Annotated in this window: 20 protein-coding genes; 13 read left to right on the forward strand and 7 right to left on the reverse strand. The window is 71.3% G+C overall.

The genetic code is table 11. The annotated features are described in order from the left end of the window. From ABI385_RS07745 to tsaD, 7 genes are all read left to right on the forward strand, one after another. Positions 1 to 1494 (forward strand): NAD(P)H-hydrate dehydratase (locus tag ABI385_RS07745; RefSeq protein WP_348103171.1); only part of this gene is annotated, 1494 nt, incomplete at its 5' end. A 40-nt stretch (positions 1495 to 1534) separates the two neighbouring features. Continuing rightward, the gene (alr, locus tag ABI385_RS07750) at positions 1535 to 2791 is read left to right on the forward strand and encodes an alanine racemase (protein WP_348103172.1); all 1257 of its coding nucleotides are present in this window, start codon (positions 1535 to 1537) and stop codon (positions 2789 to 2791) included. After that, positions 2788 to 4164, forward strand: coding sequence for an alpha/beta fold hydrolase (locus ABI385_RS07755; RefSeq protein ID WP_348103173.1), 1377 nt, complete (start codon positions 2788 to 2790; stop codon positions 4162 to 4164). Before alr ends, ABI385_RS07755 begins: the two co-directional genes overlap by 4 nt. Positions 4165 to 4179: 15 nt before the next feature. After that, a complete protein-coding gene (gene tsaE, locus ABI385_RS07760; RefSeq protein WP_348103174.1) occupies positions 4180 to 4668 on the forward strand; it encodes a tRNA (adenosine(37)-N6)-threonylcarbamoyltransferase complex ATPase subunit type 1 TsaE in 489 nt (162 codons plus the stop codon). Between the two features lie 9 nt (positions 4669 to 4677). Then, a complete protein-coding gene (gene tsaB, locus ABI385_RS07765) occupies positions 4678 to 5358 on the forward strand; it encodes a tRNA (adenosine(37)-N6)-threonylcarbamoyltransferase complex dimerization subunit type 1 TsaB (protein ID WP_348103175.1) in 681 nt (226 codons plus the stop codon). Then, a complete protein-coding gene (rimI, locus tag ABI385_RS07770; RefSeq protein ID WP_348103176.1) occupies positions 5355 to 5936 on the forward strand; it encodes a ribosomal protein S18-alanine N-acetyltransferase in 582 nt (193 codons plus the stop codon). The genes tsaB and rimI overlap by 4 nt, the downstream gene beginning before the upstream one ends. After that, entirely contained in the window at positions 5933 to 6979 is a 1047-nt protein-coding gene (gene tsaD / locus ABI385_RS07775; RefSeq protein ID WP_348103177.1) for a tRNA (adenosine(37)-N6)-threonylcarbamoyltransferase complex transferase subunit TsaD, read from the forward strand. Before rimI ends, tsaD begins: the two co-directional genes overlap by 4 nt. Positions 6980 to 7312: 333 nt before the next feature. On the opposite strand, the gene ABI385_RS07780 is transcribed toward tsaD, so the two are convergent. Beyond that, complete coding sequence (locus ABI385_RS07780) at positions 7313 to 8608, reverse strand: glycoside hydrolase family 3 N-terminal domain-containing protein (RefSeq protein ID WP_348103178.1); 1296 nt, start codon at positions 8606 to 8608, stop codon at positions 7313 to 7315. A 38-nt stretch (positions 8609 to 8646) separates the two neighbouring features. Between ABI385_RS07780 and ABI385_RS07785 the strand changes: the two genes are divergently transcribed. Beyond that, positions 8647 to 9606 (forward strand): nucleoside hydrolase, encoded by a 960-nt coding sequence (locus ABI385_RS07785; protein WP_348103179.1) that lies wholly within the window; start codon positions 8647 to 8649, stop codon positions 9604 to 9606. A 43-nt stretch (positions 9607 to 9649) separates the two neighbouring features. On the opposite strand, the gene ABI385_RS07790 is transcribed toward ABI385_RS07785, so the two are convergent. From ABI385_RS07790 to ABI385_RS07810, 5 genes are all read right to left on the reverse strand, one after another. Further along, on the reverse strand, positions 9650 to 10363 hold the full coding sequence (locus ABI385_RS07790) for a hypothetical protein (RefSeq protein ID WP_348103180.1): 714 nt from the start codon (positions 10361 to 10363) through the stop codon (positions 9650 to 9652). Then, complete coding sequence (locus tag ABI385_RS07795) at positions 10360 to 11175, reverse strand: hypothetical protein (protein WP_348103181.1); 816 nt, start codon at positions 11173 to 11175, stop codon at positions 10360 to 10362. Before ABI385_RS07795 ends, ABI385_RS07790 begins: the two co-directional genes overlap by 4 nt. Before the next feature lie 15 nt (positions 11176 to 11190). Beyond that, complete coding sequence (locus ABI385_RS07800; protein WP_348103182.1) at positions 11191 to 12477, reverse strand: hypothetical protein; 1287 nt, start codon at positions 12475 to 12477, stop codon at positions 11191 to 11193. Beyond that, the gene (locus ABI385_RS07805; RefSeq protein ID WP_348103183.1) at positions 12467 to 12790 is read right to left on the reverse strand and encodes a hypothetical protein; all 324 of its coding nucleotides are present in this window, start codon (positions 12788 to 12790) and stop codon (positions 12467 to 12469) included. Before ABI385_RS07805 ends, ABI385_RS07800 begins: the two co-directional genes overlap by 11 nt. 124 nt (positions 12791 to 12914) lie before the next feature. Beyond that, positions 12915 to 14150, reverse strand: a complete 1236-nt coding sequence (locus tag ABI385_RS07810; protein ID WP_348103184.1) for a THUMP-like domain-containing protein — start codon at positions 14148 to 14150, stop codon at positions 12915 to 12917. A 227-nt stretch (positions 14151 to 14377) separates the two neighbouring features. Here ABI385_RS07810 and groES point away from each other — a divergent pair, with 227 nt between their 5' ends. Then, positions 14378 to 14671: a co-chaperone GroES gene (groES, locus tag ABI385_RS07815; protein ID WP_348103185.1), complete on the forward strand. Its 294-nt coding sequence runs from the start codon at positions 14378 to 14380 to the stop codon at positions 14669 to 14671. Positions 14672 to 14820: 149 nt separating this feature from the next. Further along, positions 14821 to 16431, forward strand: coding sequence for a chaperonin GroEL (groL, locus tag ABI385_RS07820; RefSeq protein WP_348103186.1), 1611 nt, complete (start codon positions 14821 to 14823; stop codon positions 16429 to 16431). A 151-nt stretch (positions 16432 to 16582) separates the two neighbouring features. Here groL and ABI385_RS07825 read toward each other — a convergent pair whose 3' ends face one another. Further along, positions 16583 to 16891: a WhiB family transcriptional regulator gene (locus ABI385_RS07825; protein WP_348103187.1), complete on the reverse strand. Its 309-nt coding sequence runs from the start codon at positions 16889 to 16891 to the stop codon at positions 16583 to 16585. 307 nt (positions 16892 to 17198) lie between these two features. Between ABI385_RS07825 and shbA the strand changes: the two genes are divergently transcribed. From shbA to guaB, 3 genes are read left to right on the forward strand one after another with little or no spacing between them, the layout of a single operon-like run. Beyond that, the gene (gene shbA, locus ABI385_RS07830; protein ID WP_348103188.1) at positions 17199 to 17777 is read left to right on the forward strand and encodes an RNA polymerase sigma factor ShbA; all 579 of its coding nucleotides are present in this window, start codon (positions 17199 to 17201) and stop codon (positions 17775 to 17777) included. Continuing rightward, positions 17774 to 18946, forward strand: coding sequence for a hypothetical protein (locus tag ABI385_RS07835; RefSeq protein ID WP_348103189.1), 1173 nt, complete (start codon positions 17774 to 17776; stop codon positions 18944 to 18946). The genes shbA and ABI385_RS07835 overlap by 4 nt, the downstream gene beginning before the upstream one ends. Next, the gene (gene guaB / locus ABI385_RS07840) at positions 18943 to 20460 is read left to right on the forward strand and encodes an IMP dehydrogenase (protein WP_348103190.1); all 1518 of its coding nucleotides are present in this window, start codon (positions 18943 to 18945) and stop codon (positions 20458 to 20460) included. Before ABI385_RS07835 ends, guaB begins: the two co-directional genes overlap by 4 nt. Positions 20461 to 20462: the final 2 nt, after the last annotated feature.

A 20462-nucleotide genomic window follows, 5' to 3' on the forward strand; every position in this document is an offset into this window, starting at 1 on the left:
GCACTCGGCCTCGCCGAGGTGGTGATGGCCCGCCTGCAGGGACGCGACGGCACCCGCGTCGTGGCCCTGGTGGGCACGGGCGACAACGGCGGAGACGCCCTGTATGCGGCGGCTCACCTTGCGCAGAGCGGCATCGCGACCGCGGCCGTGCACGTCAGGGACTCCCATTCCGCCGGGCTGGAGGCGGCTCGGCTCGCCGGGGTCGTGCTGGTCGACGCTTCCCAGGTCGGCGGTTCCCAGGTCGGCGGTTCCCAGGTAGGCGGTTCCCACGAGATGTGGCGAACGGTCTTGCGTGAGGCGGACGTTGTCGTCGACGGAGTGGTCGGCATCGGTGGTCGACCGGGGCTTCGAGCGCCGGCCGACGCCTGGATGGCCGAGATCCCGGACGATGCCTGGGTCGTCGCGGTCGACCTGCCGAGCGGTGCCGACCCGGCCGGCGAGGTGGCTGCCGGAGCACCGGGAGCGAGCGCGGTTTTCGCCGACGAGACCGTGACGTTCGGGGTGGCCAAGCCGGTCCACCTCATGCCGGGCACCGAGCGCACGGTGGGACGGCTGACGGTCGTCGACATCGGGCTCGACGTCGACCAGCTCGCTGGCCACTCGCCGGCGGTCGAACGGCTCACCTTCGACGACGTGGCGCGCCTGTGGCCGGTCCCGGACGCGAGCTCGGACAAGTACTCCCGGGGTGTCGTCGGGATCGTCGCCGGAACGCCCACCTATCCGGGCGCGGCGGTGTTGAGCGTGCTCGGTGCGCTGGGTGCCGGCCCCGGGATGGTCCGCTACCTCGGGCCGTCCGAAGTGGGGATGCTGGTCCACGCAGCGGCGCCGGAGGTTGTCACCGCTGCCGGCCGCGTTCAGGCCTGGGTGCTCGGCTCGGGGTTCGACCCGACCAGCCGGGCCAAGGGTGTCGCCGAGCAGCGTCGGCACATCGAGGAGGCGCTCGCGAGCGAGGAGCCGGCGGTCGTCGACGCGGGGGCCCTGGAGCTGCTCGACCACCGCGACGCCCCCACCCTTCTCACCCCGCACGCGGGCGAGCTCGCGAAGCTCCTCACCCGCCTTCAGGCCGGCCCTGCTGGACCTGCCGGACCGCACGGCCCTGCCGGACCCGACGGATCCGACAAACCGGGCGAGGTGACGCGCCGACAGGTCAGCGCCGACCCGTTGGCTCACGCCCGTGCGGCCGCCGAACGGACCGGCTGCACAGTTCTGCTCAAGGGCTCGCACACCCTCGTCGTGTCGCCGGACCGGAGCCGACCGGTGCGGGTCCAGGCCGACGCGCCGCCCTGGCTGGGGACCGCGGGTGCCGGTGACGTTCTCGGAGGCCTTCTCGGCACTCTCCTGGCGGCCGGGCTCGACCCCCTCGATGCCGGGGCGCTTGGAGCGCTCGTCCACGGGGTGGCCGCCGACCGAGCCAACCCCGGTGGACCGGTGCGGATCAGCGAGGTGGCCGCAGGCATACCGGCGACCGTCGCCGCGCTGCTGCGTTACGCCTGACCACGCGTGATGAGCGAGTGACCTGACAGAATCGTCCGTGATGAGCCTCCAGCCCACCCACGACCCTGTCGGCGCGCCTGCGTGCGCCCTGGTCGACGTCGACGCCATCGCGGCGAACGTCCGAGCGCTGCGCGACCGCAGCCCCGGAGCCGCGCTGCTGGCCGTCGTCAAGGCCGACGGTTATGGTCACGGCCTGCTTCCCGCCGCCCGTGCCGCGCAGGCCGGTGGGGCGACCTGGCTCGGCACCGCTCAGCAGTCCGAGGCACTCGCGCTGCGCGACGCCGGCGTGACCGGGCGGATCTTCACCTGGCTGCACGTGCCCGGCACGGACTTCGGTGCGGCGCTCCAACGCGACATCGACGTGTCCGCCTCGGGCAGCTGGGACCTCGACGCGGTGGCGGCGGCGGCGCGGACCACCGGACGGACCGCCCGAGTGCACCTCAAGGTCGACTCGGGCCTGGGCCGCAACGGGGCCTTCGGCAGCGACTTCGTCGACCTCGTGGCCCAGGGTCGACGGCTCGAGGGCGAGGGTCTCGTGAGCGTGGTGGGCGTCTGGTCGCACTTCGCGTATGCCGACGAGCCCGACCACCCGACAGTCCGAGCCCAGCGCGAGGTGTTCGAGGCGGCAGTGCGAACCGTCGAGGCCGCTGGCTGCGCCTTGGAGGTGCGTCACCTGGCCAACTCGGCGGCCACCTTGACCAACCCGGCGGTGCACTACGACCTGGTGCGTCCCGGGATCGCCGTCTACGGACTGAGCCCCGTGCCTCGGCTCGGCGGCCCCGAAGCATACGGGCTGGTGCCGGCGATGACGCTGCGGGCGCATCTCGCGCTCGTCAAGCGGGTGCCGGCCGGGCAGGGCGTCTCCTACGGACACGCCTACAGCACGCCCGCGGACACCGTGCTCGCCCTGGTGCCGGTCGGGTACGCCGACGGGATCCCCCGCAACGCCACCAACGTCGGGCCGGTGAGTGTCGACGGACGGCGCAATGTCGTGGCCGGCCGGGTCTGCATGGACCAGTTCGTCGTCGACCTCGGACCGGACAGCCAGGCTCGCGCCGGAGACGAGGTGGTGTTGTTCGGTGGCGACCCGAGCGGGCCGTCCGCGCAGGACTGGGCGGAGGCGACGGGGACGATCAGCTACGAGATCGTCACCCGGATCGGGCCGCGGGTGCCTCGGGTGCTGGTGGGGACCGCCGGACGCGAGGCTGGTTCGACGGCAGGTTCGACGGCCGGTTCGACAGCCCCGGCGCCGGGTGTCGTGGCGCCGGGTGTCGTGGCGTCCGGGGTGGTGGCGTGAGTCCCCCGAACCGGGGCCTGATCGGGCTCGGTCTCGGTGTGGGCCTCGCGGGCGCTGCCACCGCCGCAGGGCTGGTCGCCGACCGTATCCACCGCCAGCGCGCCGACGCGCTCGAGACCGGCGTCAGCCTCGTCGAGATCCCGACCCGGGAGCTGGCGGTGATCGCCACCGACGGGGTGCCGCTGCACGTCGAGGTCGATGAGCCGAACGAGGGCTCGTCCACCCGGCTCGAGGGCGTCGAGAAGCCGACGGTCGTCCTGTCCCACGGGTACTGCCTCACCTCGGAGTGCTGGGTGTTCCAGCGGCGGGCGCTGCGGCGGGCGGGCTACCGGGTCGTCGTGTGGGACCAGCGTGGACACGGGCGTTCGGAGCGGGGCGCCGAGTCGTCCTACACCATTGCCCAGCTGGGCGAGGACCTCAACGCCGTCATCGAGCAGGTCGTCCCCGACGGCTGGCTGGCCCTTGCCGGGCATTCGATGGGGGGCATGACGACGATGGCCCTCGGCACGACGCACCCCGATCTCGTGCGCGAGCGGGTCATGGCGCTGGGCTGCATCTCGACCTCGGCCGGTGGGATCCCGCTCGCCGCCGGTGGGTTTGCCGCGACCGCGGGCCGGATCTTGATCGAGCGGCTCGGGATGCAGGCGGCCGGCGTGTTCGAGACCCGGCCCGAGCTGCTGCGCTCGATCCTCACCTCCAACGCCAACCTCGCCGAGTTCCTCGTCGAGCGTTACTCCTTCGCCTCCCCGGTGCCGCGCAGCGTCGTGAGGCTGGCCGCCCGGATGCTCCTCGGCACCAACCTCACCGTGATGAGCTCGTTCACCCCGGCGTTCGAGACCTATGACCAGACCCGCGGCCTCGTCGCCTTCGACGGCTGCGAGACGTTGGTGTTCAACGGCGAGAAGGACCTGCTCACGCCGCCCGAGCACAGCGACGCGATCGTGGCAGCGCTGCCGGCGGCCCAGCACGTCATCGTCCGGGACGCCGGCCAAGTCATCATGCTCGAGCACCCAGACCTGCTGAACCAGCAGCTCGAAGCGACGCTCGAACGCGCGGTCCGCGCGCACACCGGTGACGCGCCGCCGCCCGAGGATCGCCCGCGGGTGCGCCGGGTGGTCACCGACGTCGACAAGCGGCGCCGGATCGATCGCGGGCTGAAGCGGGACGCCAACCGTGCTCACGAGGAGCGGGTCGAGCGTCGCGCGGACCGGGCCGACCGGGTCACCCAGGGCGCGGAACGGGTGGCCGAGGGTGCCGAACGGGTGGTCGACCGGGTGACAGACGGAGCCGAACGGGTGGCCAGGCGGGTCGCGGAGCAGGCCGAACAGGTCACTGAGCGGGCCGACCGACGCACTCGCGGCAAGGCGTCCTGACCGCCGGTGCGTGCGGTGACCACGGTTGAGCTGCCGGACACGGAGGCGACCCGGGCGCTCGGCGTCCGGCTGGGACGAGTGCTGCGCGCGGGCGACCTCGTCGTATTGACCGGCGGCCTGGGCGCGGGCAAGACCACGTTGACCCAAGGACTGGGGGAGGGCCTCGGTGTCCGGGGCCCGGTGACGTCACCCACGTTCGTCATCGCGCGGGTCCACCCGTCGCTGACCGGGGGCCCCGCGCTCGTTCACGTCGACGCATACCGGCTCGGTGGTGTCGTCGAGCTCGACGACCTCGACCTCGACGCGGACGTCGACGCCAGCGTGACCGTCGTCGAGTGGGGCCACGGCGTCGCGGAGCGGTTGGCCGCGGAGCACCTCGAGGTGATGCTCACGGGGGACCAGACGCGCGTCGCGACGATCGCGGCGGTGGGCGAGCGGTGGTTGCGCGAGCCGGGTCTCACGGCGCTCGCGAGCGGCAGTCACGGGCGCGACGGGCCCGGATAGCCTGCGGGGGTGCTGCTGCTCGCCCTCGACACCTCGACGACGGCGATCACCGCGGCGCTGCACGACGGCGCTCGCGTGCTCGCCGAGTCGACCACGCTGGACGCCCGGGCTCACGCCGAGCAGCTGGCCCCGGGTGTCGAACGGGTGCTGACCGAGGCGGGAGTGCGAGCGCCCGACCTCACCGACGTGGTCTGCGGGCTCGGGCCCGGTCCCTTCACCGGGCTGCGGGCGGGCGTGGTGACCGCCCGCGTCCTCGCGCTCGCGACCGGTGCCCGGCTGCACGGGATCTGCAGTCTCGACGCCCTCGCCCACCAGGCCTGGACGATCGCCGCCGTCGGCGGCCCCGAGCTGCTCGTCGCCACCGACGCGCGTCGCAAGGAGGTCTACTGGGCCCGGTATGCGGTCTCGTCGGCCGGCACGGAGCGCCGCAGCGAACCCGCGGTGACCCGGCCCGCGGACCTGCCTGCCGACGTGCGTGCGCTCGTTACGGTCGGCCGCGGCCCCCTGCTCTATCCCGACCTGCTCCCGGTCACGCCGCCGGCCGGTCCGCTGGATGTGTCTGCCGCGTCGCTCGCCGACCTGACAGTGCGGCGGCTCGCGGCCGGGGAGGCGCTGGACGAGACGGCGGTCGTCTACCTGAGACGGCCGGACGCGGCGACCTCGTTCTTCGTGAAGTCGGTCCTCGGATGAGTGTCCGAGACGTGGCTCAGGCCGACGCGGGGATCGCGCCTGTCACCCTCCGGCCGGTGACCTGGCGCGACATCCCCCGCCTCGCTGACATCGAGACCGAGCTGTTCGGGCCGGAAGCGTGGAGCGAGGCGACGTGGTGGGCCGAGCTGGCGGGTCGACCGCGGCGCGAGTACCTGGCGCTGGTCGACGGGGACGACACGTTGGCCGGGTACGCCGGGCTGGACCACGGCGGGGAGGTGGCCGATGTGATGACGGTCGCGGTGGTGCCGTCCCGACGCGGAGCGGGTCTGGGGGACAGACTGGTCGCCGAGCTGGTCCGACGCGCCGCAGCCACGAACGCCGAAGCGGTGCTGCTGGAGGTGCGTGCGGACAATGCGGCAGCGGTACGCCTGTACGCCCGGCAGGGTTTCGAGCAGGTCGCAGTGCGCCGGCACTACTACCGGCCCGCGGGCCCGCCTGTGGTTGCGGGTGCTGCCGGCGTTGGGGCGGGCAGTACCGATGCGCTGGTGATGCGGTTGGCTCTGGCACCGGACGACAAGAGCAGCGTGAGCAGGGTGGGCAGGGATGAGCAGCGATGAGTGACGAGCCACTGGTCCTCGGTATCGAGACGTCGTGCGACGAGACGGGTGTCGGCATCGTCCGGGGCCGCACGCTGCTCGTCGACGCGGTCGCGAGCAGCGTCGACGAACACGCCCGGTTCGGAGGCGTGGTTCCCGAGGTCGCGAGCCGCGCCCACCTCGACGCGATGGTGCCGACGATCGAACGCGCCTGCCGCGAGTCCGGGGTCCGGTTGGCCGACCTCGACGCGATCGCGGTGACCGCGGGGCCAGGTCTCCTTGGTGCGCTCGTGGTGGGTGTCGCGGCCGCGAAGGCACTCGCGGTCGGTCTGGGCACGCCGCTCTACGGCGTGAACCATCTCGCGTCACACGTTGCCGTCGACGTGGTCGAGCATGGTCCGCTGCCCGAGCCGACGATGGCACTGCTCGTGTCCGGTGGACACTCCAGCCTGTTGCTGGTGACCGACGTGACAGGCGACGTCCGCCCGCTCGGGGCGTCGATCGACGACGCTGCCGGGGAGGCTTTCGACAAGGTCGCCCGAGTGCTCGGGTTGCCGTTCCCGGGCGGTCCGCATATCGACCGCGTTGCGCGAGAAGGTAACTCGGTGGCTATCGACTTCCCCCGCGGGCTCACGGCAGGCAAGGACATGGAACGGCACCGGTTCGACTTCTCGTTCTCAGGGCTGAAGACGGCGGTGTCCCGGTGGGTGCAGCTGCGCGAGCGGGCCGGTGAGCCGGTGCCGGTGGCCGACGTCGCGGCAAGCTTCCAGGAGGCCGTCGTCGACGTGCTCACCCGGAAGGCCGTCGCCGCCTGCCGGGCCGAGGGCGTCGAGGACCTGCTGATCGGCGGCGGGGTCGCTGCCAACTCCCGGCTGCGGGCGATGGCGCAGGAACGCTGCGACATGGCGGGTGTCCGACTCCGGGTTCCGCGCCCAGGCCTCTGCACGGACAACGGGGCGATGGTCGCGGCCCTCGGAGCCCAGATGGTCGCGCGCGGCCGGGACGCGAGCCGACTGGACCTGCCCGCCGACTCCTCGATGCCGGTGACCCTGGTCCAGGCCTGAGGCATACCGGCTGGCGCCCCCGACCGGACTCACGTCGTGTTTCACCGGACTCGCTTGTTGTCCGGTTTCGGGCCAGGAACGCCTCGACAACCCGGTAACCCATGAGTCCGGTCGCATCGTCACTGCGCGAAGCCGGGTGCGCCGCGAAGCTCAACTGACGCCCGGCCTACCTCGAGCGGCCCGCGCCGCTCGCTCCGCCCCGACCACAACAACTCTCGTATGTCGCAGTTGTGGTGGGCGATTCGCCGTTTCGTCCACTGCAACTCCCAAGTGTCGCAGTTGTTGCGGGCGGGAATCAGATCGGGCGGCGGGCGGAAGGTGGAGGTGGATGCGTCAGCTGCAGGTGGCGAGGCCGCGCTTGACCTTCAGGGCCATCACCCGGTGCACCGAGGCGTCGACCTGGGCAGCAAACGTGGCGTCGTCAGCGGCCCTCTGGCTGACCGCGGTCGCCATCGGCGGCACGGTAGAGGCGAGGCCGGTGAGGACGACGTCGCCGCCAGCCGCGATGAACCGGGTGGCGCGCTCATCGACCGGGACCGCGGCGACCGCTCTGGCGGCCCCGACGTCGTCGGTGACGACCACACCCGCGTAACCCAGGTTCCCCCTCAGCACGCCGTCGATCACGGCCGTGGAGAAGACCGCCCGGTTCGTCCGGTCGATGCGGGGATAGAGCGCGGAGGACACCATCACCAGGTCGGTCCCGGCGGCGATCCCGTCGCGGAACGGCTGCAACCAGGCGTCGGTCGCGGTCGTCACCTCGTCGGTCGTGCCGACGGTCGTGAAGTCCGTGTTGCCGGTGACCCGTCCGAGCCCCGGGAAATGCTTGAGCGTCGCGCTCACCCCAGACCCCTGGAGTCCGGCGACCACGGCGGTCACGGCGCGAGACACCGTCGCCGGGTCGTTGCCGAACTCCCGCTGGTAGGCACCGATCGGCGCGTTCTGACGGGCGAAACCCGCCGCTACGACGTCGGCCACCGGTGCGAGGTCGACGTTGACGCCCGCGGCCGCGAGCTCACGGCCGGTACGCGCCGCGGTGCCGCCCGCCGCTGCCGGGTCCCGCCCCTGGGTGAGGGCGGCCGGCGCCCCGGTGAAGCCGTTGCCCCTGAGGTGCTGGACCTGCCCGCCCTCCTGGTCGGCCGAGACCAGGACCCGGATACCGGCGGAGGCTTTGGCCACCTCCTGCAGATGCGTCGTGGCCGCAGCGACCGAGGCCGAGCCGGTCCAGGTGCCGAGTAGGACCACACCGCCGACGTGCTGGTCGCGCAGGATGGCATCGAGGCTTGACGGGCCGGCACCGGCCGACAGGCCCACCATGAACAGCTGGCCGACCCGCTGCTCTCGGCTCATCCGGTTGACCAGCGTCTCGGCGCACGACTGTGTCGGCTCGGCTGCCGAAGTCGAGGGGGTGGCGGTCGGAGCCGAGGACGTTGACGGCGGAGCGGTTGTCGGGGGGGGCGAGGACCTCGAGGTCGTTGCCGACGGACCGTCGGTCGACGTGCTCGTCACTGGTGTCCCCGACGTCACCGATGTCGATGTCGTCGTGCTGCAGCCGACCAGGACACCAACGGCGCAGGCGCTCGTCACCACGACGCATACCCGGGTATGGCGTCGGCTGAGGTTCGTGGGCACGCACCGACGCTATGACAAGCCCTCGCTACGCTGCGCCCATGTCTCGACCCGTGGTGCTCGACGTCGACACCGGGGTCGACGACGCGTGCGCGCTGCTGTTCGCCGCGACCCACCCCGACCTGGACCTGCGCGCGGTCACCTGCGTGGGCGGCAACGCCGGACTCGACGACGTCGTCCGCAACACCCTGACCGTCCTCGACGCCGCGGGCCGAGCTGACGTTCCCGTGGCGCGCGGCGCCGCGCGGCCGTTGCTGGAGGAGCCGGTCGACGCGCGTCACGTCCACGGGCAGGACGGGATGGGCGATCTCGACTGGCCCGCCTCGACCCGACGGACGGACCCACGCCACGCGGTCGAGCTGCTTCGCGACGTGTTCGCCGCCGCCGTCGACGACCCGGTCACCCTCGTGACCCTGGCGCCGATGACCAACATCGCCCTGCTGCTTCGGACCTTCCCGGACGTGGCCGGCGGCATCCGCGAGATCGTGTTCATGGGCGGGGCGGCTGCGGTCGGGAACGCCACGGCGTCGGCCGAGTTCAACGTGCTCCACGACCCGGAGGCCGCGGCCATCACCCTCGACGCAGCGGCGGCGTTGGGGATCCCGCTGACGATGTACGGCCTGGACGTCTTCTACGAGCCCCGCGTCTCCCGGGCTCAGGCGGCCACGTTGATCGCAGGCGGTCATGCCCGCGCCGAGCTCGCGGGCCGGCTCATCGAGTTCCAGTGCGACCGGTTCGACAACGACAGCGCGACGATCGGCGACGCCGGGGCGGTCTGCGCGGTCGTGGACCGGGGCGCCCTGCTGACCGAACTGCTGCCCGTACGAGTCGAGCTCGGCGGGTCCTGGTCGCGCGGTCGCACCGTGGTCGACCGGCGCAGCTGGGCGGGTGACATGAGCCACGACCCGCACGGCCTCGCGCCCGTCAGTGTCGACGTGGCGCTTGCCGTTGACGGACCGCGGTATGCCTCCTTGTGGTTCGAGACCGTGGGCTCGCGCTGAGCCGGATCGCCTGACCGGCCATCGCAGTTTGGCTGCGCCGGGGTCACGCCCCGGGTGGCGGGGTGAGGGCGTCGGCCGGCCAGGGAAGGGGAACTGCTGGTTTGTCGTCGCGGACCACCTCGACGCCATGAGCCTGGAGCGCGGCGATCGTCCCCTCCACGTCACGGATAGGGAAAACCCAGATGATGCTGGGATCCAGTGGGGTGGGATGGCTCTTGATGGTCCACGTCCCAGAGGTGTACGCGCGTTGCCATGGCAAGGTGACCTGGTGCGGGTTGACCAGGAAGGACAGGTGGGCCGTGGCACCGCGGCGCGGAAAGAAGCCGTTACGTCGGGTAAGCAGTGCCGGGGCGATCACCTTGCGCATGGCTCTCACGGCCGGGCGGCCCTCGATGACGTGCGCGTTGGCGAAGGCGCCCCACGGAGTGGCGTAGGGCTGCCGCAACGCCCCAAAAGGGTTTGGCGGCCGCCGACGTCGCTTGGTGGAGCCGAACAGGACTCCGGAGTCGTCGATTCGCACCTGCACGCCGTGCCAGACCAGCAGAGGGACTAGTCCGCCGAGCACGACGAATCCGGCGGAGGCTGTGAGCAGCAGCCAGGTGGCGAGTAGGGGCCCGTCGACCACCCTGAGATACACAGCGAAGGCGAGGACGCCAAGGCCGACGACCAGGGCGACGACGTTGGGAGCGACGCGACCGACACCGTGTTGGACCAGCGTCCCAGCGCCGTCGGACGGGGCGGGTCGGTCCTGAGTCATGCGTCGGCCGGCTGCGAAGTCTGCTGCGCCGCCTCGAGCAGCAGTGTGAGCAGGGCCTGTTCAACCTCCTCGGCACCGGCCGCAACCGTGCGCTCGCGGGCTCCGTCGAAGTCGCGAGTGGCCAACGTCAGCAGCCCTCGCGGAGCGGTGACAAGCGCACCGGCCATCATCATGGTCTCGCCCTCGCGGTGTCGCAGCAGCTCGACGACCAGCATCGGCGGCCGGTTCTCGGGCTTCGGCGCCTGCAGGTGACGAAGTGCCCAGGCGGTCAGACCCCGGGCAGCGAGCTCGGGGCTGGCCAGCCGATAGTCGTGCTGGCCACCGGCTGCGACCTCGACGACGAGGCCCTGCAGCCCCTCGTCGTCAACCAGCGCATACAGGCGCGGGCCGGAGACGGGATGCGCTTCGGGGCCTCCTGTCAGGCCGACGAAGGTGGCGTTGGCGCGGGCTGCCATGACGAGCCCCAACGCGGCCGACGGGACGAGCACGTCGTCATCTCGCGGGTCGGATGGATCGCCAGCGGCTGGCTCGTCGACGGTGGCCACCCCCCGGGCGAGCAGCGAGCGGCGGGCGCCCACGAGCACGGCGTCCCGACCTGACGGACTCAGGGCCGCCCACCGCGTCACCACGTCGACGTCGGACAGCGCCCACAAGCCGCCTCCGAGGAGCAGCTCCTCGGCGTCAGTCAGTCTCGCGAGGTGGACGAGGCCGCTGACCTGCGCCTCGACGACCAGGGACCTGGCCTCGGCGGCATGACTTCGCCGCACCGCCGCCGCAGGCTCGGGCGGCTGGGTCGCATCGTCCTTCGTCACCGGATCGCTCTCATGTCAGAAGATCGAGTTCCAGACGTCCGACGCGACGTTGGCCACACCCTTGCCGAAGTCCTCGGCGCCCTGCCCCACATCCTTCACCACGGAGACAGTGGTGTCGGCGACGGTGTCGCAGACGTTCTTGAACGGCGCCCAGTGGTGATAGAGGTAGTCACCGGCCAGGTATGCGGCTGTGCCCACCATGAGCACCTCACCGGCGACCGGGATGGTGGCCTCGGCCCCGAACACCCCCGCGGTCACGGCGAGGTCGGCCCCGACCAGGGTCGCGTTGGTCGCAGCTGCCCCCCGGTCGACCCAGCCCATCGCGCCCGAGTCTTCGGGCGAGATGATCGTGAAGACGTCGCCGATGATGGCGGTTCCGCCCAGCCCGAACTTGAGCCCGGTCATTCCTTTGGTGAACAAGGACAGCTCACCCGCGCCCTTGGCGAGCGACGAGGCGCTCGCCGCGGCGGCGTCTGCGGTCTTGCTCAGCTCCGCGAGCTCCGCGATGTTGGCGTCGGTCGCGAAACCAGCGTCCTTGAGGGCCTGAAGGGCGCTGACCCGGCTGGACATCGCCTCGGCGGCCGCCTGCGCCGAGGCGGCGTCCTTGCTGATGCCAGGCAGGGCGCTGGCCGCCTCCTCGAGCTTCTTGCCGATCTGGTAGTCGGCGGGGCTCAGGTCCCATACGGCGTGGAACTTCTCGTTGACCCCCTTCAGGGTCTCCAGCGAGCTCGCACCGTCGGCGCCTGCATGGAGGTCGCCACCAAAACCGGAGGCGTCCTTGACCGCCTGGTCCCGCGCGGCGTAGAAGACCTTCCACGCGCTCGTGACGTCGTCCTCGGCGCCGGTCATCGTCTTCTGGTAGCCCTGGACGGTCGTGTTCGCTGCGTCGACGTCGGCCTGGGTGCGGTTCGGGTTGGCGTTGACCTTGTCGGCGACGTCATTGGCCTTTGTCTGGGCCGTTGTATAAGCCGCGGCCGCAGCAGCGATCTTCTTCTGCGCGGTGTCGAGAGCGTCGGCGTAGGTGTGGATGACGCCGACCAGCGAGTTCGTCGGCGCCTCGGCCTTGCCGGCGACGCTGCTCACTGCGGAGACGACTCCGGTGAAGGCGGTCGCGGAGTCTCCCTGCCACTGGGCGGCCGACGTCGTCGCGTCACCGCGCTTGTGGGTCTCGGCGGCCAGGTCGCCGATCGCGGTCGCCTGGGTCGCCAGGGCCGTCGCCGCAGCATGGATGCCCGCGGGGTTGCCCGGTGGCGGGGTAAAAGGCGACCCGCCCCCGCCCCCCCCGCCGTCGCTAGCCAGCAAGGGGTACCCCGGCGGCTGTGCGTCCGTATCGGGCGGCGGCCGACTCCTCGGTGGTGGAGTACCCACTGGCGCTCGCGACGACGCCGGCGGCCAGGTGGTCAAGGCCCCCGTAGACGAGGTGCAGCTCGTTGACGAGCTCCATGACGGCCGAGCCGACGGCCGTGACGACCGACGGGTCGCCCAGGCAGTCGCACAGGGACGAGGCCTGCTGCTGGGAGGCCTTGGCCGCCGTCTGGCAGTCGCCGGCGAGCGCGTCGAACTTCGGCGCCGCCGCTGTGAGCGCGGCAGGGTCGACGGAATAGGTGGGCTGCATGATGTCCCTTCGTGCAGGATCTGGCCGAAGACTCCCCCGTCTCCGGCGCGGAGAGTCAACCCGGCGCACCTGGGAGTTTCCTGAGGATGTCTACTGCCGACCCCGGTATGCGGCCAGCGGGGGGTCAGTCGAGCCGGACGACCAGCACGTGCGGGCGGCCGGCCACTCTGGTGAGGACGAGGGTCGCGGCCTCGTCCCCCGTGACCTTCAGCTGTGTGCGGACCAGCTCCGGGTCCAGGGCCACCCCACGTTTCTTGATGGTCAGCCGGCCGAGCCCACGCTCGCGCAGCCAGGCGCGGACCGCCTTGGCGTTCCACGGCATCGACTCGACTACCGCATACCGGTGCGCCCAGGGGACGTCGGTGAGCTGGTCCGACGAGACATATCCGACCCCTACGTCGAGCTCGCCTCCGCCGACGGTGTGGGCGAGCGCGCCGGTCAAGCCGGCGCGGATCACCGCACGGTCCGCCTCGTACAGATGGGTGCCGATCCGGGCCGCGTCGGACAGGGGAGGAGGTGCCCCGGCGGCGTCCGCCTCGGTCACGGTGACGGCGGCCGACCCGGCCCGCATCACGAGAGCCGTTCGTCCGACGGTGCCGACCAGCGGCCCCCACCAGATGGCGCATTCGAGGACCTCCCCCTGCCAGGAGACCCAGTTCGCCTCGGCACCAGCCGAACCGCCGGGCACGCGGTGGTGCGGGAACGCGGGAGAGAGCTTGGCCCCCGTGGCCGGCACGGCCGAGGCGTACCGCTGCACCTCGTCCCAGCTCGGCGAGATCTGGTCGAGCGAGAAGACCCGGCGCGAGCGGCCGGAGATGTCTGCGGCACCCCGGGTGCGCCGGGCCGGGTCGAGCCAGAGCCCCGCATGCCGGGTTGCCTCGCCGCAGGGGAGGGTGACGTCCTGCGCTCGTCCATGGGCGACCTGGGCCTCGGGCCAGTGCCGCAGGTTCATCGCCGCGACGACCGACGTGACCTCGTCGACGTCGACCGCGCGGACGCCGAGGTCGAGCCCGGCGAAGGCCATCGCGTCGGCGCCGATCCCGCACCCGAGGTCGTGGACGAGGCGGATCTCGGCCCGCAGGAAGCGCGCGGCGTGCCGAGCGGCCACCTCGAGGCGGGTGGCCTGCTCGAGACCGTCCGGAGTGAAGAGCATCCCGGCGGCGAACGAGCCGAACTTGGCGCGGGCCCGGGCTCGCAGGCGGGACTGGGTCAGCGCTGCCGAGACCAGCTCCGGCGCATACCCGGCGTCGCGCAGGCGGGTCTGCAACGCCAGCTCGGTTGACGCGTCGTACAGCGGGAGCGACTGGAGCAGGTCCCACCCCTCACCACCCACGAGCGGCGCAACCGAGGCAAGGTCCACGCCCGCCATCCTCGCCCCTCGGGCTCCGCTGAGGGCGCAGAACTGGCACTCGACTTGACCGAGTGCTAACCACCTACCTAGATTTGGGGGCGTTGGCACTCTCCACCTGGAAGTGCCAACCGGTTCGGTGCGATCGACCCCCGCGACGGCGGTCCCCGGGCAGTCCAGACATCCAACCGCGTCGACCCCGAGAGGGTCGACAGTCCCGAAAAGGGGAGGTCAACATCGTGTCGGTTTCCATCAAGCCGCTCGAAGACCGCATCGTGGTCAAGTCCCTCGAGGCCGAGCGGACCACGGCTTCCGGCCTGGTCATCCCGGACAACGCCCAGGAGAAGCCCCAGGAGGGCGAAGTCCTGGCCGTCGGTCCGGGTCGCATCGACGACAAGGGCCAGCGCGTCCCGCTCGACATCACCGTCGGCGACCGTGTCATCTACAGCAAGTACGGCGGCACCGAGATCAAGCACCAGGGCGAGGAGTACCTCATCCTGAGCGCCCGCGACGTGCTCGCGGTCGTCGCCTGACGCACCTCGTCCCGACCGGACTCAGATGATCACGAGCTCTGAGCGGCCTAGCCGCCGAGAACTCACACACATCTGAGTCCGGTCGACCCGGCGGACCTCGTCTGCGTCCGCCCACCAGTAGCCCCCCGGCACCAACCAGAAGGACACTCATGCCCAAGACGCTGGAGTTCGACGACTCCGCACGCAAGTCGCTGGAGCGCGGCGTTGACGCGCTCGCCAACGCCGTCAAGGTGACGCTCGGCCCCAAGGGCCGCAACGTCGTCATCGACAAGAAGTGGGGCGCCCCCACGATCACCAACGACGGTGTCACCATCGCGCGGGAGATCGAGCTGGATGACCCGTACGAGAACCTCGGCGCGCAGCTGGCCAAGGAGGTCGCCACCAAGACCAACGACGTCGCCGGTGACGGGACCACCACGGCCACCGTGCTCGCCCAGGCGATGGTCAAGGAGGGCCTGCGCAACGTCGCGGCCGGTGCCGCTCCGGCCGCGCTGAAGCGTGGCATCGACAAGGCGGTCCAGGCCGTCAACGACCGTCTCCTCGAGAACGCCCGCGACGTCGACGGGACGAGCGAGATCGCCTCGGTCGCCGCCCTCTCGGCCCAGGACACCACGATCGGCGAGACGATCGCCCAGGCGTTCGACAAGGTCGGCAAGGACGGCGTCATCTCCGTCGAGGAGTCGTCTACGTCGACGACCGAGCTCGAGTTCACCGAGGGGATGCAGTTCGACAAGGGCTACATCTCGGCGTACTTCGTCACTGACACCGAGCGGATGGAGGCCGTTCTCGAGGACGCCTACATCCTGATCAACCAGGGCAAGATCTCCTCGATCCAGGACCTGCTCCCGGTCCTGGAGAAGGTCGTCCAGTCGGGCAAACCGCTGCTCATCGTCTCCGAGGACGTCGACGGCGAGGCCCTCTCGACGCTCGTCGTCAACAAGATCCGCGGCACGTTCAACGTCGCCGCGGTCAAGGCTCCCGGCTTCGGGGACCGTCGAAAGGCGATGCTCCAGGACCTGGCGATCCTCACCGGTGGTCAGGTCATCTCCGAGGAGGTCGGCCTCAAGCTCGACGCGGCCGGGCTCGACCTGATGGGTCAGGCACGGCGGATCGTCGTCACCAAGGACAACACCACCGTCATCGACGGCCTCGGTGACAAGGCCGAGGTCGACGCCCGCGTGGCGCAGATCAAGTCCGAGATCGAGCGGACCGACTCGGACTGGGACCGTGAGAAGCTCCAGGAGCGTCTCGCCAAGCTCGCCGGTGGCGTCTGCGTGATCAAGGTCGGCGCGCACACCGAGGTGGAGCTCAAGGAGAAGAAGCACCGCATCGAGGACGCCATCTCGGCGACCCGGGCGGCCATCGAGGAGGGCATCGTCGCCGGTGGCGGCTCCGCCCTCATCCAGGCCGTGTCGGCGATCGACGAGCTCAGCCTCGTCGGTGACGAGGCCACCGGTGCCTCGATCGTCCGCAAGGCGGCGGCCGAGCCGCTGCGCTGGATCGCCGAGAACGCCGGCGTCCAGGGCTACGTCGTGACCTCCAAGGTCGCCGAGCTGCCCATCGGACACGGCTTCAACGCCGAGACCGGTGAGTACGGCGACCTGATGAGCGCCGGCGTCATCGACCCGGTCAAGGTCACCCGCTCGGCGCTGCGCAACGCCGCGTCGATCGCCTCGATGATCCTCACGACAGACACGCTCGTCGTCGAGAAGAAGGTCGACGAGGAGCCCGTCTCCGCAGGGCACGGGCACGGCCACTGATCACCGACGGCTGAGCACCGACGGCTGAGCACCGAAGGCTGAGCGCATCATCGGCTGAGCTAGCACGGCCGAAGGGCCGCCTCCCCAGGGAGGCGGCCCTTCGGCGTCGGCCGGCGACAGGCATCCGAGCGGGTCTGCCGGTCGGTCACGACTACGAGGCGGCCGGCACCGCTGACGGCACCGGTGGTCGTACGGCGTAGTGCGCCTCGCGTTCGTCTTCGGTCATCCCGCCCCACACCCCATAGGGCTCCCGGACCTTCAGCGCGTGAGTGCGACACTGCGCCAGGACCGGGCACGTCGCACAGACGGCTTTTGCTGCCCCGTCTCGATCCCTGCGGGCCGATCCGCGCTCGCCCTCAGGATGAAAGAACACCTCGGGGCTCTGCCCACGGCACAGGCCGTCCATCTGCCATTCCCACAGGTCCGCGACGGGACCCGGCAAGCGGGAGATCTCTGCCATGGCTCCTCCGGTTCGTCTGCCGACGTCGCTGTATGCGTCGTCGGTTCGTCATCGTTGCTTCTGTGTCACTACCCCGTTCGGACGCGTTTCACGCATCACGAATCAGTCTCTGTTAGTTAAACGACTCGTCAAGGAACCGTCTGGTTGCCGTCAAGCGTTACCAGCAAGTATGGTCGCGGGAGACCGTTCGCGGCACCGTCGGCCGGACGCACCTTGGGACCCATCGGGGGTATGCGTGACCATGTCAGCGACCCCGTCGCCGGGCCGCTCGGACCAACCGGGCGTAACGTCTGCGTCCCGCGATCCGATGGAAGGCACGGAGACGCAGCGAACGCTGCGCGACCTCGCCGTCGACGCCCGAGACGCCGGCGGTGATGCGGCCGAGACCCTGATGGGCAGGGTCCGACAGATCGCGCTGCGCTACGCACGCGCGAGGCTGAGTCGCTTCGGAGCGGATGACGTGTCCCAGGACGTCGCGCAGGAGGTGTGCATGGCGGTGCACACGGCCCTACCCACCTACGACGACCGGGGGCTGCCGTTCGAGGCCTTCGTCTACTCCGTGGCCTCTCACAAGGTCGCGGACGCCCAGCGGCAGCTGATGCGGGGACCGCAGCTGATCAGCGAGGTCCCCGATACCGAGGACTCGGGCACCGGCCCCGAGTATGCGGCGGTGATCCGCGACGAGGCCCAGCGCGCCATGGAGCTGATCCGCACCCTGCCCGGCCAGCAACAGGAGATCCTCACGTTGCGGGTGGCGGTCGGCATGTCGGCCGAGGAGACCGCGGCCGCCTTGGGGATGAGTCCCGGGGCGATCCGCGTCGCCCAGCACCGGGCTCTGACCCGGTTGCGGGGCCTGCTTGCCGGGTCCGAGGGCGTCGCGTCATGACCGAACCCCGGCGCGACGCCGTCCACACGGACGATGTGCTTCTCGACCTGGTCGGGAGACGGGTCTCCGCAGCCGCCCGGGGCGACGAGCTCGGTGTTCTCCTCGTCGCGCTCACGGCGGCGGTCGACGCTCCAGGCCGGAGCGCCTCCCGTCGCCCGCTGCGGGTCTCGCGGCACGGGCGTCGTGGCCTCGCGGCACTAACCGCGCTGGGCATCGCCGTCTCGGGCGCGACGGTAGCCGCTGCGGTGGAGCCGCGCGACGCTGGTCCCGTTGTCGCGGTGCCTGCTACCCCCTCACCCGCGATGGCTGCGTCAACCCCGTTCTCGAGAGCTGCGGCGCCCGGCGGGGTCGAACGGTCCCCGCACAGTGCGGCGGAGACGGGAGGCGCCCCGGTTCTCAGCTCCCCACGCCCGGGCTCAGCAGCGCCGCCAGGGTCTTCGGGCATACCGGGAGCTCGACCGTCAGCCGGCTGGTCGGGCGGACCCTCGAGAGGACCCTCGAGCGGACCCTGGAGCGGGCCGGCGGATGGTACTCGGAGTGCCCCGCGCGCGGCCACCCCCACCGCATCTGTGTCCGCGCCTGCGTCCGCGCCGAGCACGTCGACCCAGGCACCGACCGACCTGCCGCCGGCCGCCTCCGTTCCGCCTGCCGCTGGTGCACCGGCTGCTGCATCGGCCGCCCTGGCAATATCGGCGGTCGCCAGGCCTCAGTCCACGCCGTTGTTGGCGGTCGCGGCGCCTGATGCGGCAGTCAGTGCCTCCTGGCCGGATGGGGCAACGAACGGACCCGCGGGCCTGACCGGACCGACCGCCGGGTCCGCCGACCCGTCTCCCGCGTCGGTGCGGGCGGCGGCGCGCAAGGAGGCGCGGGCAGCAGCCCGGGCAGCCGCAGCGGCACCGGGCAGGCATCTCGGCGACCGGGTCGGCAACCGAGTCGGCAACGGAGTCGGCAACCGAGTCGGCAACGGAGTCGGCAACGGGGCGGCACCGACAGCCGACCTCGGTGCACCAGACACCGATGCCACCGATGCCACTGCACTCGACCAGCGCCCGTCGAGCGGCCTGACCGCACAGACCGTGCCCGTGTCCGTGTCCGTGCCCGTGCCCGTGGACGTGCCCTTGGACGTCGTCCAGGAACCGCTCAACGGCGACCGTAGAATGGGAGGATGACCACCGGTTCGTCCGACGTCTCGTCCCTCGCCGCACCGCTCGGGCTGACGTATGACGACGTCCTGCTTCTGCCCGGTGAGACCGACGTCATCCCCAGCGAGGTCGACACCACCTCCCGCTTCACGCGTGAGGTCACGCTCCGCATCCCCCTCGTCACCTCCGCGATGGACACCGTCACCGAGTCGCGGATGGCCATCGCCATCGCGCGCCAGGGCGGCATCGGGGTCCTGCACCGCAACCTCGCGATCGACGACCAGGCCTACCAGGTCGACCTCGTCAAGCGGACCCAGACGGGCATGATCTCCAACCCCGTCACGATCACCGCCGATGCGACCCTCGAGGACCTCGACGAGAAGTGCGGTCAGTACCGCGTCTCCGGACTGCCGGTCGTCGACGCGGACCAGCGGTTGCTCGGCATCATCACCAACCGTGACCTGCGGTTCACGCCCGTGGCCGAGTGGGCTACGACGAAGGTGGACGAGGTCATGACGCCGATGCCGCTCGTGACGGCGCCGGTCGGGATCAGCCGTGCGGACGCGACGTCCCTGCTGCGCCAGCACAAGCGCGAGCGGCTTCCGATCGTGGACGGGGAGGGCCGGCTGGCCGGGCTCATCACGGTCAAGGACTTCGTCAAGTCGGAGCAGTTCCCGATGGCCAGCAACGACGGCCACGGTCGGTTGCTCGTCGCAGCCGCGATCGGCTACTTCGGCGATGCGTGGCAGCGGGCGACCACGCTCGTCGACGCGGGTGTCGACGTGCTCGTCCCCGACGTCGCGAACGGCCACGCCCGGCTGATGCTCGACATGATCCGGCGGCTCAAGTCCGATTCTGCGACGCGCCACGTGCAGGTGCTGGCCGGCAACGTGGCCACCCGAGAGGGCGCCCAGGCCCTGGTCGATGCCGGCGTCGACGGGGTCAAGGTCGGCGTCGGTCCGGGCTCGATCTGCACGACCCGCATCGTGGCCGGGGTCGGTGTACCCCAGGTGACCGCGATCCACGAGGCGGCACAGGCGTGCCGACCTGCCGGAGTCCCCGTGGTCGGCGACGGTGGTCTGCAGTACTCCGGCGACATCGCCAAGGCGCTGGTCGCCGGCGCGGACACCGTGATGATCGGCTCGCTCTTCGCCGGTTGCGAGGAGTCGCCAGGCGAGCTCGTCCTGATGAACGGCAAGCAGTTCAAGGCCTACCGGGGCATGGGCTCGCTCGGGGCGATGGCCTCGCGCGGCAAGAAGTCGTTCTCCCGCGACCGCTACTTCCAGGCCGACGTGACCAGCGACGACAAGATCGTCCCGGAGGGCATCGAGGGCCAGGTCGCCTACCGCGGACCGGTCGCCGGAGTCTCGCACCAGCTGATCGGTGGCTTGCACCAGTCGATGTTCTACGTCGGCGCGCGCACCGTCCCCGAGCTCCAGCAGCGCGGTCGGTTCGTCCGCATCACAGCAGCAGGACTCAAGGAGAGCCACCCCCACGACGTCCAGTCGATCGTCGAGGCGCCCAACTACACCGCACGCTGACC

The sequence above is a fragment of the Lapillicoccus sp. genome (assembly GCF_039935575.1).
Taxonomy (GTDB): Bacteria; Actinomycetota; Actinomycetes; order Actinomycetales; family Dermatophilaceae; genus Lapillicoccus.